This window comes from Terribacillus saccharophilus (assembly GCF_002272075.1).
In the GTDB taxonomy this organism is placed as follows: domain Bacteria; phylum Bacillota; class Bacilli; order Bacillales; family Amphibacillaceae; genus Terribacillus; species Terribacillus saccharophilus_A.
In genome coordinates this window covers 1-14,415 of sequence record NZ_NPBJ01000030.1, presented here as the reverse complement: position 1 = coordinate 14,415, position 14,415 = coordinate 1, and the positions used below count along the sequence as shown (strand labels likewise).

The following is a 14,415-nucleotide window of genomic DNA, read 5'->3' as shown; positions in this document are numbered from 1 at the left end:
TTTGAGATGGCGGAGAAGGAGGGATTTGAACCCTCGCGCCGCTTACACGACCTACACCCTTAGCAGGGGCGCCTCTTCAGCCACTTGAGTACTTCTCCATTGGCTCCACAGGCAGGATTCGAACCTGCGACCGATCGGTTAACAGCCGATAGCTCTACCACTGAGCTACTGTGGAATAATGTTTGTCACATGTTAGCGACCTTATGTATCTTACAACATCTTTCGCTATGTGTCAACCACTTTCGTGATTTTTTTCGTGCCGTTCGTCGACGGCTTAATAAATTTATCATGGATTACAGAACACGTCAACACTTTTCTTGAAAGTTTTTGTTTTTTCTCGTTTTATTTCTCCAGCAATCCTGTATTCTCTTGCTTTTTCAGCTTCCCCCCGCATTTACCGCATCCATATTTACGCGTATTCACTGTCTTTTTTCGTTTATAAACGTGCCCGCATTTCGTGCATTTATAATATAGCAGCTTCTTTTCTTTTAATGACGGAAGCATATTGCAAAAGCGCGGTGATTCTGTTTGCTGAAGGAGCTCCCTGAATTCCGGATCCCGATGGCCATACCCTTTACCTTCTATATGAAGATGATAATGACATAGTTCGTGTTTAATAATTCCGATTGTTTCTTCCTGTCCCAACTCCTGCAGATATTTCGGATTGATCTCAATAAGTCGTTTACCCGGCAAGTACCTGCCTCCAGTAGTTCGCAGTCGATTGTTATACCTTGCTGTATCAACAAATGGCCGATTGAACCATTCTATAGAAATCTCTTCGACGATTTGCTGCAAATTATGTATCGTTATTTCTTTCATCACGCAGGCACCTCCAGTTCCTATCATGCATATGATGCAGCAGACATTCATTTTTCCCGACATCCATGGGCTGCAGGAGGTAAAAGAATGCCTAATTGGTTGAAAAATCAACTATCTCAAGCTTTCCTTACAAAAAACGTTAACCAATTGAAGGTGTTGAATCAATGCTGGTTCTTCTATAAGCAGAAACAGCATTCAAACGGCGGCTAAAGCCCCTGTCCCACGAGGGGGCAGGGGCTTTTTCGCTGCTGTTGTTACTTCACCATTGTAAGTGCAATTCGCTGTTTGTCAATATCCACTTTATCTACCCAGACAGTGACTACATCTCCTACCGATGCGATATCCATTGGGTGTTTCACGAACTTATTAGACATCTTGGAAATATGGACAAGACCATCTTGTTTAACGCCTATGTCGACGAAAACACCGAAATCAACGACATTTCGGACAGTCCCTTGTAGTTCCATTCCTTCTTTAAGATCTTCCATTGCCAGCACATCTTGCTTCAATAATGGCTGATCAAAATCATCGCGCGGGTCCCTTCCTGGTTGATTAAGGGCTTGTACAATATCCCGAAGCGTAAGATCACCAACACCCAATTCTGCAGCAATCTCGGTTATATCAACTTCCGCAAGCTTCTCTTGCAGCTTATCAGTTCCTATATCCACTACATCCGAACCAAGACGCTTCAAGAGCTGTTTTGTAGCAGTATAACTCTCTGGATGAATCGGTGTTCTATCAAGCGGTTCTTCGCCGTCTAGGACACGCAGAAAACCGATACTCTGTTCATATGTCTTACTGCCAAGCCTCGGAATAGACTTGAGCTGCTTACGTGAGGAGAACTTACCAATCTCATTCCGCTGCTTCACGACATTCGCTGCCACAGTCTTACTAAATCCAGATACATATTGCAACAAAGATTCAGAAGCTGTATTCACATTGACGCCTACTTGGTTTACCGCAGTCTCCACGACAAATCCTAGTGAATCGTTCAATCTTTTTTGCCCTACATCATGCTGGTACTGCCCAACACCTATTGATTTTGGATCGATTTTAACCAGTTCTGCTAATGGATCCTGGATTCGGCGGCCGATGGAAATAGCACTGCGTTCTTCTACTTGCAGCTCAGGAAATTCTTTTCTCGCTAATTCTGATGCAGAATACACACTTGCACCCGCTTCATTTACGATTATATAAGCGACGTTGCTTTCCATCTGCCGAATAACATTTGCAATGAACTGTTCTGTTTCCCGTGATGCAGTTCCGTTACCAATTGCAATCAGTTCAACATCGTATTTAGTTAATAATGTCTCAACGACTTTACTAGCACCTTTGACATCATGACGCGGGGCAGTAGGATAGATGACGTTTTTTTCGAGTAATTTTCCGGTCTCATCTATTACTGCCAGCTTACAGCCTGTACGGAAAGCTGGATCCACTCCTAATACAACCCGACCCTTCAATGGCGGCTGAAGAAGAAGGTTTTTCAAGTTCTCTGAGAAAATCTTAATTGCCTGCTCTTCTGCTTTTTCTGACAGCATGGAGCGAATTTCCCGTTCGACTGATGGCTGGATGAGCCGCTTATAGCTGTCCTCGATAACTGCTTGCAAGGCGGATGCAACATCAGCAGCAGTTCTTTGCTTGATAACTTTCCGTTTAAGATAAGTTAAGATAACATCTGCTGGAGGCTCAACAGTTACCCGCAGTATGCCTTCCTTCTCACCCCGGTTGACAGCTAATGTCCGATGGGACGCCATCTGCCGTATAGGTTCCTGATATTCATAGTACATTTCGTAGACGCCCTTTTCATCGTCTTCTGCTTTCTTCACTTTTGTTAACAGAACGCCTTGCTTCTCTGTCTTTTCTCGAATGTAATCTCGGAAAGCTGCTTGCTCACTAATCCATTCGGCCACTATGTCACTTGCTCCTTGCAGCACTTCTTCGACTGTTTGGAGTTCCTTTTCAGGGTCCAGATAAGTTCTGGCTTCTTTTTCAAGGTGCTGGATTGTCTGTTCGTACAGTCCCTTTGCAAGAGGTTCCAACCCTTTTTCTTTTGCAATTGTAGCTTTTGTGCGCCGTTTTTGCTTGTATGGACGATATAGATCCTCTATACGCTGCAACTGCATAGCTGCGAGAATATCACGCTTTAGTTCCTCTGTCAGTTTACCCTGCTCCTCTATCAAACGGATTACTTCTGTCTTCCGCTGATGTAGCTGCTGTGCATAATCCCATTTATCTTGAATTGCTTTGATTTCAACTTCATCAAGAGCGCCAGTCTGCTCTTTCCGGTAACGCGCAATAAATGGTACTGTATTGCCTTCTTCCAGCAGATTAATGACCTGTTTAATAGATGATTGCTTAATTGATGTTTCCTTTTCGACCCATTGGATGAGTCTGCTTTGAATAGTTGCTTCCAATTTTGCTCCTCCTGACTGCTTCTATATATATTGTAGCAGAATTACTGGACAGATAAAAAAAGGATCAGCACCTATTTTAAGGCACCGATCCTATTCCGTGTATTTCATAGCAATCAATGTAATATCGTCTTGATGCGGCTTCTTTTTGGAAAGTGCAAACATGTCTCGTATCTTACGCACATCCTTTTCTTTAAAAAGGTCCTGCGTAAGCTCATTATCAGAAACTCCATCAGAAAACATGACGAATATCATGTCATCCTGTAAGATTCCTCGAGATATCTTGTATTTCCGAGGATACCCAGCAAGAAAACCTTGGCTCGGTATACAGCGTTCCCTTTTTCCACTCGTAATCGTCATGATCCCAATATTTCCGATGCTAGTGAAGGAAAAACTGCCTGTTCGGTAATCTACCTTTAGGATCCCGAGGACGACTCCGCGTTTTCCGACTAGCACTTCATTTGATCTCCTGATCAATTCATCGATACCGCTGTGTACATGGTCTCGAATAATATCTACCACTACCTGTGATGACTCTTTTGCAAATTCTCCGCTTCCGAGTCCATCTGCCAGGACACAGATAAATTCATGCTCCGATTCGTGGTAGAAATAACTATCTCCGCAATAATAGTTGCCTTTCTTTGGCTCCTGAAACGCCGACACTTCCATATGGAGATAGGAATCAATCAAAGCTGTCAGCACCTTCGGCTTGTAAAGCTTCCCGCAGTTTGCGCAAAGCTCTGCGCTGAAGGCGCGATACATGCATCTGGGAAATGCCGAGTTTTTCTCCTGTATCTTTTTGGCTCATATTCTCGAAATAAGTGCAGCGAAGGATTTCCTGCTCCCTCTCACTAAGAATTGGCAGGACCTTTTCCAGCAACATTCTGCGGTCAATGTCTTCGTAGCCATTATCTGTGGAACCTACCAAATCGAGAATTGCTACAGTACTACCATCAGAGTCAGCTTCAATCTTCCTGTCAACAGACAACGCCTTATAACTTTTGCCCATTTCCATTGTCTCTAAGATGTCCTCTTCGGACACTTCCAGAAAAGCAGCGATTTCCGCCACTGTCGGGGACTTCTGATTGTCAGTAGTTAGTTCATCGATTGCCTTACGAATTTTCGGACCCAACTCTTTGATTCGCCGCGGCACATGGACACTCCATGTCTTATCGCGAATAAAGCGTTTGATTTCTCCGATAATGGTTGGAATAGCAAATGATTCGAAGGACTTACCAAATTCCGGATTATACCGGCGAATTGCTGCAAGTAATCCCAGCATTCCTACTTGAACCAAATCTTCATGAATAGTGCTGTTCTTGGAATATTTCCTCGCTATAGATGTGACAAGATCTTTGTATGTGAGTACGATTTTTTCTTGGATTTCTTCATCTGTGGGATACTTTTGCAGATGATCTATCCATTTATAAACCTCATCCTCACGGTTATTGTGTGGTTGAGATTTGGTCGTCATCTAGTCCCACCCCATTTTCATGAAGGTATTTCGTCATGAGGACGATCACTCCGGAATCGCTATTGATTTCTACTTTGTCCATCAATGCGTCGATCAGGAATAAACCAAAACCGCCCTCCCTCAGCTGTTCGATAGGTTCTGCAGCCTCATACGGTCCAATATTCCGTTTTACTTGATCCAAGTTGAAACTGCCGCCATGATCCGCGACCATCACTTCAAGCCGATTCTCATAAACACCGAAACCAATTGTGACTTCGCCATCTTCATCTTTTTCATAAGCATGGTTCACAGTGTTAGTTACAGCCTCGGAGATTGCAACCTTCAAATCCTCGATATCCTCGTAGGAAAAGCCCATCCGGTTTGCAACACCTGAGCTAGTCAGTCGAATTACCCCAACGTATTCTGGTTTAGCCGGTACTTTAATCTCGATAAAATCGAAAGATTCCATAATTAATAGCCACCTTGTACTGTTTTGTCAACATCGATCACATCGATCAAACCTGTAATCTCGAACAAACGGTATACACGGTCCTGCAGCTGTACGAGCTTCAATTCACTATTGTTTTCTTTAGTCGATTTCAACCCGCTAACGAATACGCCTAATCCGGTACTGTCCATATAATTAACTTGCTCCAAATTAACTTCCACTTTATTGCCCTCTTTTTCGGTAAGGGATAAAAGCGCTTCTTTCAGTTTAGGAGCTGTATACGCATCTATTTCACCAGCTAATAAAACGACTGATTTTCCTTCTTTTTCTTGTACGTCAACAGTTAAGTTCATCATGTACCTCCTAAGGGCTAGTTACCATTCCTATGTAATACCCGTTTGTTCATTTTTTAAACATCTTTTTTGATTATTATTAATGTAAAATCATCTCGCAGGTGAAAGTCCTGAAGTTTCTCAAAGTGCTTATACACGTTTTCCACCAGCTCCTGTGCGGAGAGATGGGAGAAGCTCTTGATGACCTCAAGCACTTCTTCACTCTCAATGAAGCGGTCGCCTTGACGGCACTCTGTTACACCGTCGGTAAGCAGGATAATCATATCGCCTGCATGGATTTCCCTTTCATACTGACGGTACTGTGCCATATCCGTCACACCAAGAACGACTCCTTTTGCTCGAATCTCTTCGAAGGTATCGTCAGCAGCGTGATAATAGAAACCTGGCTCATGTCCAGCTGATGAATAGGAAATTGTGCTGGCTGCTGGATTGAAAAGAGCGTAAAACATCGTAATGAACATACTTGGATCGACATTCCGTTCCACTACCCGATTTAGGCTTTCCAATATTTCACTCGGGTTTTTATGCTCCGACGGAAAGCTTTCCATTGCGTATTTGATCATTGACATGCATAATGCTGCCGGGATACCTTTGCCGATCACGTCAGCCACCGTTATACCTACAGTACCATCTTCATGGTGGATGAAATGGTGATAGTCACCATTCATCTGATTGGCAGGTACACTGACGACTCCGATATCGAAACCTTCTACATCAGGCTTCACTGTTGACAGCAATGTATTCTGCATTCTGGCCGCTACGGAAATTTCCGATTTTATCTCCAGCTGTGTTTCACGAAGATCCTGGAATTCCTGCAATGCCAGACCGTAGGAAATCATTACTTCCAATAGGAAGCTCATCGAGTGCTGAATGTTCTCCGGAAGCTCAGGATATATATCTTCCAGCGCATTGATATGCGTGTTGATGATCTCCTCCAGCGAGATATTATGCTGGATGGAGCGTTTACTTATCTGCTCTGCCTCGTATAAGGCAGACTCGTCTTGTGTATTGATGTATTGTTTGAGCAGTTCCCGATAGTGTGACAGATCTAGCTTAAGCGCATCCACCTGGCATCATCCTCCTCTAACGAACCCATTTAACGACGCGGATTTCTGTTCCTTCGCCTGTCTTTGACGTAATATCGAATTCATCCATCAAGCGTTTTACACCAGGAAGACCCGCGCCAAGACCTCCAGATGTGGAGAAACCATCCTCCATTACCTGACTGATATCTTTTATACCGGGCCCTGTATCGATGGCAACAATGCAAATTCCGCGCGAACCGACGTTCTCTACCTCATCGAAGCAGATTTTACCGCTTCCTGCATACAGGTAGATATTGCGCGCAAGTTCCGATATAGCAGTAGCTATACGGGCTTGGTCAACAATTCCGAAGCCAAGTTTCTTCGAAAAGTCGCGGCCGAATTGTCTGGCACCGACAATGTCCCATTCTTTCTGTATATTTACACAGGTTCTGAAGTCCATTTTCACTCCTCCAGTTCCTGGCGCAATTTGATCAATCCTTGTTCTAGGTCTAGTGCCGTGGTTACCTCATTCAAATGAATGCCTAGATCAATAAGCGTTACTGCTACGGCTGGCTGTATGCCAGTCAGGACCACTTTTGCACCCATCAAATCAGACATCGTCACCACATCACCTAGTACCTTGGCGATGAAGGAGTCGATAATGTCAACAGAAGTCAAATCGATAACCACCCCTGTTGCTCCGCTTTGATGAATTTTGTTGAGCAGGTCTTCCTGGAATTGAATCGCAGTCTGGTCATCAAGATCGATCTGGATGCTTATCAGCAAGTAGTTATGCAGCTTCAATATTGGAATTCTCACGATTGTTCACTCCTATCAAGCGAATCGATCAGCTCTTCTATGGTCTGTTCTTCGCTGTTTGTTTGTACGATCATTTGATTCGTCATTTCAAGAGCAGTTGTAAATCCTTTGCGTAGAGAGCTTTTGGTCGGGAACTTACTAAGATCTATCCCAAGATTCACGATTGTCTGGGCTATCTCTGGTCTGATACCCACAAGGATACAGGTAGAACCAATCAGCCTCACTGCTTCTGCTGCCTGAATAATATGGTGTGCAACCATCGTGTCCACGACTGGCACTCCTGTGATATCGATTAGCACAACCTCTGCATGGTGTTTGATTACTCCATCGAGTAAGTTCTCCATGATAAATTTAGCACGCTCGGTATCAATGGTTCCAATTAGCGGCATTACCGTTATATTGTCCATAACAGGAATCAACGGTGCAGAAAGCTCCTGCAATGCAACACGCTGGAGTGAGACTGTATTTTCCCAGCTGCCGGAATACTCATTCACAAGCTGGTTGATTATCGGATTTACAAGCTCGTCCACATGCCGCAGCACTTTCGGTACAGGTACATCCAGTTCTTCATGTTCAATCAGATACTCAATTGCGACACGCTTAAAAAGCTGCAGACCATCTGTTAGATAGCTTAGCGGCCACCCTAGGTTAATTACGCGTTCTGTAAAGTTGTCCAGATCAGAAGTCAAACTCTCCTTTTCGACACTGCCGAAAATGATATTGACGAATTCCCGATTGGTGTTTTCGAAAAGATCCTGTGAAATAGCGGAATTTGTTACTTCTTTCTGCTTCTCTGCGACTTCCTCAAGCCACATATGAACCAAACCGTTACTATTTTCGACCAGAATCTCCTTCAGATTTTTTGCCATCATGAAACCCCCGTATTGTAACGTTCACCTTGTCAAAGGCTGAACTTGCTCAGTCATTATGTTCAAGGTCACTTTTATCTAGTATTAATCTAACACCAATACGCCCGCCTTTCCAATATGGCGACTTCTTCTTAGTATATACCAAATTCCAGCAGGACTGAAATCAAAATAAAAAGCCCTTACGTTTAAACGCAAGGACCATCTATACCTAGAATTCCGTAAGGCCTAGGCTTATTTCAAGTGCTCGATTAATATTCTCCATCATTGGAGGGTCAAGCTGTGTGATTTTATCTGTCAGCCGCTGCTTATCGATTGTTCGGATCTGTTCCAGAAGAATGACGGAATCCCGTTCAAAGCCATACTTCTTGGCATCGATCTCCACGTGGGTCGGCAGCTTGGCTTTTTGGATCTGTGCCGTTATCGCTGCTATGATGACGGTCGGACTGAATCGGTTTCCGATATCATTCTGCAGGACCAATACCGGGCGCACGCCCCCCTGTTCTGATCCCACTACCGGGGACAGGTCGGCGAAATAGACTTCGCCTCTTTTTACGATCAAGAGCCTACACCCCGCTTACAAGGCGCTCTAACGTTACTTCTGCCTCCTCTTCAGCTTGGAAAGCTTCTGAAGCGATATTTAGATTGATACGTGCCATTTCCATGTACCCTTTCTGCATGGTCTCACGGATATTCTTTCTTTCCTGCACGTATGACTTTGCCGCTTGATAGAAGAAATGATCGAGACTATTGTTATTGTTCTGCATCAAACCATCCACCTCATTCAGGAGTTTCTTAGGCAGCTTTACAACGATTTCTTGTAAGCCTTCGGACACAACCATACACCTCCACCAATTCGCTCGGGTCGTTTCTGTAAAAATCCACTTTCATCATACCACCCGAGCCTTATGTTTGCAAAGGACCCTCCGGAACTTTTTGATAAAAAAAGCCTTTTTCAAACAAAAAGCATGGGAGAAAGGCTGACTTTCTGCCGAATATTACAAGCTTTCGCCAGGATTAAGCGCATTGTCGGTTTCGACAATCTGACCAGAGCGTTTATAGACGCGCGGCATTCGTGCGCCGATAAGGCAAGGAATCTCATAATTGATGGTGTCTACCCAGTCTGCCACTTCATCCACACTGATAAAAGCATCCAGCTGCGAACCGATGAGAACAACCTCCGTACCGACTGGATAAGCCTTATCCAGCTTCACCATGCATTGATCCATGCAGACCCTGCCAACAATCGGCATTCTCTTGCCATCTACAAGCACCTCAAACCCTTGCATCTTGCGAATCCATCCATCTGCATATCCGATTGGCAGTGTCCCAATCCACTCCGGTTTATCTGTTTCATAGGTTGCACCGTAACTCACCGCTTCATGCGCCTCAAGCTGTTTGACGTGCACAAGTCTGCTGTGCAGGGAAAACGCTTGACGTAGAGCTATCGGATGCTCTTCTTTGACGGTCTTTGACGGATAAAGTCCATACATGCCGATGCCGAAACGGACAAAATCCGACTCATCCGCAGCAAAACGCATGCTGGCTGCACTATTTTCCGTATGGACGATAACTGGGTCCGGCCATTCCTCCCGTAGCACCTTGAATAGCTCATCGAATTTGCTTCGCTGTCTTTCGAAATATGACAAATCGGCTTCGTCTGCTGTTGCGAAATGTGTATAGACACCTTCCAGTATTAGAGATGGGGTATCAAGTAAAGGCAATACAGAACGAATGTCATCCACTGTCCGGAATCCTAATCTCCCCATTCCAGTATCCAGCTTCATATGCAGCTGAAGCGGCTTACGGAATTGTTCGGCGCGTACTGCCTCCAGCCAATCCTTTCGATAGAAAGTTAGCGATATATCATGGTCTGCAGCGATTGCTGCATCTTTAGGGCGAGTTGCTCCAAGCACAAGAATTGCTGCCTGTATTCCGGCTTTGCGCAAATGAAGCGCCTCATCCAGAAAAGCGACTGCCAGTGCCGATGCTCCAGCGTTCAATGCTGCCTGCGCGACTTGGGCATATCCGTGTCCATATGCATTCGCTTTGACAACCGCATAGATCCCTTTGTCTTCTCCGATATGTGCTGCCAGTTGCTTTATATTATATTCAACATGATCGAGATTTATTTCCACCCAAGAATCCCGATAAAAATGGTCGATCCTCATATGTATTCATCTCCTAGAAATTTTACCTTTGTCTATTATAGCAGGAAAACAAAAAAGCAGACTCAGTACGTCTGCTTCTGCTCATTATTTCATTGCCTGGCCATTAATGGATGCTGCCACTTCCTGGATTTCTTCCCGTGTCAATTCCTCACTGGCAAGCATATAATCTACACCGTTGTTTGTCCACGTCAGACTGGAAGAGGTAATAGCTCCTACGGTGAACCCGAGACTGATAGGTTCGCCGCTAGCTGGTATCGCCGCTGTTGCTGCTGCAGTCTCTGATACACCTGCCTGCTCCTGAACCAATGTAAAACTCTTCTCGCCTTCATATGTCAGGATTACCCGTTCCTTCCCGTCAGCACTAACTTCTTTCTCCTCAGCAAGCGTTGCTCCCGCTGTTTCTGTTGGATATAACACAGTCAATCCTTGCTGTTCATTCGGTACTGCCGAAGCCGGCACTCCGGACAGGGACCCTGTCATATTGTTCTCTAGTTCAAAGTCTTTTTCTCCAAATTTCGGATCAAGCTTGAATGCAGAAAAAGCTACTTCGACCATTGGTTTTTTATCCTTATCTAACACTTTAACCAGCTCAGGGGTATATGTTTTTTTATTGAAATAGATTTCCTGATAAGGCAGGGTTGTATTGTTCTGATATGTGGTCTTCGTCTTGAACACGTAATGCTCTTCTGTTGATTCAAAGGTTGCATTATTGTCCTTCAACACATCCTGCACGAGCGATTGGTACAAATAAGGCTGACTGCTGTTATAAGGCCATTCGCTCTGGAATTTAAAGCTTTTTCTCAGTGCAGGGGTGAGCACAAACACACCATCTTTATTGCGCAAAATCACCTGACTGCCCTGCTCATCTGTATCATTTTTCAATAAAACCCGGTAATGGTTGTCTTTCTGATACCACACATCAATTCCATAGGCTTGCTGTTCTTCTCCTGTGTTCAGCTTCATAGTGGCTTCGGCCTTGTAGCCTTGCAGCTCAGCTGATGTCTCTTCCAGCTTCTTTACTACATCTTCCTGAGAGGCCTCACTGCAGCCAGTTAATAAGAATAAAAAGGCAGCAAAGACAATCAAACCAGCAATTTTTTTCATGGTCACACTCCTTTGTCAGCTATAAAGCGAACAAAGAGAACATGTCCCCGTCAATCGGAAATGTTACGAAAAACCTTGGCGAGCCCTTTCATAAGATCAGTTGCCAGCAGATCCTGCTGTGAATGCGCATCTTCGACCAATACATCAGCTGCTTTCCCGTGGACGTAAACTCCGTTTGCAATTGCCTCCATCGGATCTTCGTGCTGCATGAGCATTGCAAGAAGAATACCCGAAAGTACATCTCCGCTCCCACCTTTACCTAAGCCTGGGTTGCCAGTCGTATTGACAATCTGACTGCCATCAGGAGCGGTGATGATGGTGTATGTCCCTTTCAGCACGAGGTGTACCTGGTGCACTATCGCAAATTTTCGAGCTAGCTCGAATGGTCGTTCCAGCAGTTCTGGCACTTTCATGTCCAATAACATGGCCATCTCTCCAGGATGCGGTGTCAAAACTGTCGGAGCTTGTCTATTCCGAAGGATCTCCAGGTCGGATTTGATATGATAGAGACCGTCAGCATCTAAAAGGACAGGAACTTCAGCTTCTTCCAGCACCCGCTTCGTCAAGGCTGCTGTCGATTCGCCTCTTCCCATTCCCATGCCGACGACAATCGCATCATAAGCACTTACATCCAAGTCTTCCGTATCGACTATCACGCCATTCTCCTCATCCAAAGAAGTGAATGTCGCTTCTGCCAAGTGAGACAATACAGATGGAATGACCTGGCGCAAGGTTCCGACAGTCAGAAGACCTGCTCCTGCCCTAAGAGCAGCCATGCTGGACATCGTAACTGATCCTGGCATTTCTATTCCTCCCCCGATGAGGAATCCTTTGCCATTTGTCCCTTTATGTGAGAAAGGCTGCCGGATCGGGAATGACCGCTTCACGTCCTGTTCAGTCCATGTTCTGGCACCGGCTTGTCTGCTCAAATAGGCAGCCGGCAGACCGATGGATACAGTCTTCCATTCCCCGTAGTATGGTGCTGTTTTCTGAATGAAGGCGCTTGGTTTCGGTGCCTCGATGATGAAGGTATAGTCAGCTTGGATTGCTTCCTCAAATTCTACAGCATCATCCGCCGGTACACCGGAAGGCAAATCAATGGCAAAGACAAGTGCGTCACTGTCGTTGACAGCCTGTACGGTTTCCGTATAGGGGCTGCGTAATTTGCCGCGAACTCCTAAGCCCAGCATCGCATCCACTATGATATCAGCTTTAGCTAATGCCATCTGGAAAGTGTCTGCTTCTACATCCATCACTTCTCCGCCAAGCCGATCGTAAACCTGCTGATGCATTGCTGCATCAGCTGTCAAGTTACGCCCTACTTGGACTGCAGCTACGTCATATCCTTCGTTCAGTAGTGTCCTGGCTACTACATATCCATCGCCGCCATTATTGCCGGAGCCACAGAGGACTAGTATCCGGTCCGTGGTTCCGATCAGCGGTTTCATCCGTTCTGCAATGGCTCGGCCGGCAGATTCCATTAAAATGCTGCCGCTGATCCCTATTTCCTCCATTGCATAACGATCCACTTCGTACATTTCCTTTGCGGTGACAATATACACGCTGTTCCCTCCTACCCGCACTACAATTTATGAGACAGGCTCAAATAATATGCAAACAAGTCTATTTATCCTGTGTAATGATCACTTGCGCAGCAGCGTAAGCATCCGAATGGGTAATCGACAGGAAAACCTGCTCCCCCTCAGCTTGGTCGCTAGCTGTAAGTACTGGTGCACCTGCTTCATTCGGCATTATCTCAATATCATGAAGACCCAATTTACCTAAGCCGGTTCCCCTTGCTTTTGCGTATGCTTCCTTTGCCGCGAAACGCCCAGCAGCAAATTCGACTTTCCGTTTATCGGATACCAGTGAATAATAGTGTGTTTGTTCTGATTTGGTCAAGATCCTGCTCAGGATCCGATCACTTTGCACAATCGCTTTTTCGATACGTGCCAATTCTGTAATATCTAAACCGATACCCTTAATCATAATAGTACAACCCAACTTCCTTCTGAATTCTCTACCGAGTATTGTACCCTATATGTATAAAAGCAGGGGGGAAAGTTATAAGATGTTATGACAAGCAATTTGCATTGGTTTACGCTATGCTGATAGCTAATAGAAGGTATTGAAGGAGGGATTGGATTGTTCCGCAGAAATGAAAGCTTTAAAGAATACTTATATGCCTATCCTGTCATCAGCTTAATCGTAGCAGTCAATCTGCTGCTTTGGATCATTACAGGACTTCTCCCAACTGAATTCGGGAGCAGTCTTTATCAATTAGGAGCAGGTGTGAATCTATTCATCTCGGGCGGAGAATACTGGCGACTCGTTACACCTATTTTTCTGCACGCACCTGGAAGCATTTCGCATGTTCTTTTCAACTGTTTCTCCCTGGTAATATTCGGACCCGCTCTCGAGCAAATGCTGGGGAAACTGAAGTTCACCTTGTTTTACTTGCTTACCGGAATTATCGGAAATGCTGTCACATATGTAATGGATCCTTACAGCTTTGTCAGTCATATAGGTGCATCCGGTGCTATCTATGGATTGTTCGGAATCTATCTGTTTATGGTCTATTTCCGCAAGCACTTGATAGATCCCGGAAATGCGCAATTGATCGTCATCATCTTCATTGTTGGTATCATCATGTCCTTGTTCACCGCAAATATAAACCTTACAGCGCATTTGGCAGGAGCTGTGGCTGGGTTTGTACTAGCTCCGATCTTTCTTATCAAAGCAAAGCCTTTCTCCATCTATCGGAACAAACGTCCTCGCCAGCGTGATAATGAAGTAGGCTTTGATGCAGACCGCTGGAAAAAACGACCTTATGGAAGACGAACCAATAAGAAGGTAATCTTATGGATTGTTATTGCAGCTTTAGTGCTTATCGGTATCTACGATTATATAAATTGAGGCTGGGACATAACTAAAATCCCATTG

General features: G+C 44.9%; 18 protein-coding genes and 2 tRNA genes. 2 read left to right on the top strand and 18 right to left on the bottom strand.

Going from position 1 to position 14,415, the window contains the following annotated elements:
* Positions 1-7 precede the first annotated feature (7 nt).
* The 3 genes from CHH48_RS15965 to CHH48_RS15955 form a co-directional block, all read right to left on the bottom strand.
* Positions 8-98, bottom strand: a tRNA-Ser gene (locus tag CHH48_RS15965).
* A gap of 2 nt (positions 99-100) precedes the next feature.
* Positions 101-175: transfer RNA gene (locus tag CHH48_RS15960), tRNA-Asn, on the bottom strand.
* Between the two features lie 167 nt (positions 176-342).
* Positions 343-819 (bottom strand): SprT family protein, encoded by a 477-nt coding sequence (locus CHH48_RS15955; RefSeq protein WP_095220150.1) that lies wholly within the window; start codon positions 817-819, stop codon positions 343-345.
* Between the two features lie 87 nt (positions 820-906).
* Between CHH48_RS15955 and cmpA the strand changes: the two genes are divergently transcribed.
* Positions 907-1,029: a cortex morphogenetic protein CmpA gene (cmpA, locus tag CHH48_RS15950; protein WP_093727607.1), complete on the top strand. Its 123-nt coding sequence runs from the start codon at positions 907-909 to the stop codon at positions 1,027-1,029.
* A 44-nt stretch (positions 1,030-1,073) separates the two neighbouring features.
* Here cmpA and CHH48_RS15945 read toward each other — a convergent pair whose 3' ends face one another.
* The 15 genes from CHH48_RS15945 to acpS form a co-directional block, all read right to left on the bottom strand.
* Positions 1,074-3,236 carry a Tex family protein gene (locus CHH48_RS15945; protein ID WP_095220147.1) on the bottom strand — a complete coding sequence of 721 codons (2,163 nt, stop codon included), beginning with the start codon at positions 3,234-3,236 and terminating at the stop codon, positions 1,074-1,076.
* 90 nt (positions 3,237-3,326) lie between these two features.
* The gene (locus CHH48_RS15940) at positions 3,327-3,923 is read right to left on the bottom strand and encodes a SpoIIE family protein phosphatase (protein WP_245840404.1); all 597 of its coding nucleotides are present in this window, start codon (positions 3,921-3,923) and stop codon (positions 3,327-3,329) included.
* Complete coding sequence (gene sigB / locus CHH48_RS15935) at positions 3,916-4,707, bottom strand: RNA polymerase sigma factor SigB (protein ID WP_095220146.1); 792 nt, start codon at positions 4,705-4,707, stop codon at positions 3,916-3,918. The genes CHH48_RS15940 and sigB overlap by 8 nt, the downstream gene beginning before the upstream one ends.
* Positions 4,679-5,155: an anti-sigma B factor RsbW gene (gene rsbW, locus CHH48_RS15930; protein ID WP_038558151.1), complete on the bottom strand. Its 477-nt coding sequence runs from the start codon at positions 5,153-5,155 to the stop codon at positions 4,679-4,681. Before rsbW ends, sigB begins: the two co-directional genes overlap by 29 nt.
* Positions 5,156-5,157: 2 nt before the next feature.
* Entirely contained in the window at positions 5,158-5,487 is a 330-nt protein-coding gene (locus tag CHH48_RS15925; RefSeq protein WP_095220145.1) for an anti-sigma factor antagonist, read from the bottom strand.
* Between the two features lie 56 nt (positions 5,488-5,543).
* A complete protein-coding gene (locus CHH48_RS15920; RefSeq protein WP_095220144.1) occupies positions 5,544-6,554 on the bottom strand; it encodes a PP2C family protein-serine/threonine phosphatase in 1,011 nt (336 codons plus the stop codon).
* Positions 6,555-6,570: 16 nt separating this feature from the next.
* A complete protein-coding gene (locus CHH48_RS15915) occupies positions 6,571-6,972 on the bottom strand; it encodes an anti-sigma regulatory factor (protein ID WP_038558144.1) in 402 nt (133 codons plus the stop codon).
* 2 nt (positions 6,973-6,974) lie between these two features.
* Complete coding sequence (locus CHH48_RS15910) at positions 6,975-7,331, bottom strand: STAS domain-containing protein (RefSeq protein WP_038558142.1); 357 nt, start codon at positions 7,329-7,331, stop codon at positions 6,975-6,977.
* Positions 7,328-8,200 carry an RsbT co-antagonist protein RsbRA gene (locus CHH48_RS15905; protein WP_095220143.1) on the bottom strand — a complete coding sequence of 291 codons (873 nt, stop codon included), beginning with the start codon at positions 8,198-8,200 and terminating at the stop codon, positions 7,328-7,330. Before CHH48_RS15905 ends, CHH48_RS15910 begins: the two co-directional genes overlap by 4 nt.
* Positions 8,201-8,408: 208 nt before the next feature.
* The gene (locus CHH48_RS15900; protein WP_038558138.1) at positions 8,409-8,759 is read right to left on the bottom strand and encodes a type II toxin-antitoxin system PemK/MazF family toxin; all 351 of its coding nucleotides are present in this window, start codon (positions 8,757-8,759) and stop codon (positions 8,409-8,411) included.
* Between the two features lie 4 nt (positions 8,760-8,763).
* Entirely contained in the window at positions 8,764-9,039 is a 276-nt protein-coding gene (locus tag CHH48_RS15895) for a hypothetical protein (protein ID WP_038558136.1), read from the bottom strand.
* 156 nt (positions 9,040-9,195) lie between these two features.
* A complete protein-coding gene (gene alr / locus CHH48_RS15890; protein ID WP_095220148.1) occupies positions 9,196-10,362 on the bottom strand; it encodes an alanine racemase in 1,167 nt (388 codons plus the stop codon).
* Positions 10,363-10,452: 90 nt separating this feature from the next.
* Positions 10,453-11,472 (bottom strand): LolA family protein, encoded by a 1,020-nt coding sequence (locus CHH48_RS15885; protein ID WP_095220142.1) that lies wholly within the window; start codon positions 11,470-11,472, stop codon positions 10,453-10,455.
* Between the two features lie 50 nt (positions 11,473-11,522).
* A complete protein-coding gene (locus CHH48_RS15880) occupies positions 11,523-13,034 on the bottom strand; it encodes an NAD(P)H-hydrate dehydratase (protein WP_095220141.1) in 1,512 nt (503 codons plus the stop codon).
* A 61-nt stretch (positions 13,035-13,095) separates the two neighbouring features.
* Positions 13,096-13,461 carry a holo-ACP synthase gene (gene acpS, locus CHH48_RS15875; RefSeq protein ID WP_095220140.1) on the bottom strand — a complete coding sequence of 122 codons (366 nt, stop codon included), beginning with the start codon at positions 13,459-13,461 and terminating at the stop codon, positions 13,096-13,098.
* Between the two features lie 156 nt (positions 13,462-13,617).
* On the opposite strand from acpS, the gene CHH48_RS15870 reads away from it, so the two are divergent.
* Complete coding sequence (locus CHH48_RS15870; RefSeq protein ID WP_095220139.1) at positions 13,618-14,388, top strand: rhomboid family intramembrane serine protease; 771 nt, start codon at positions 13,618-13,620, stop codon at positions 14,386-14,388.
* Positions 14,389-14,415: the final 27 nt, after the last annotated feature.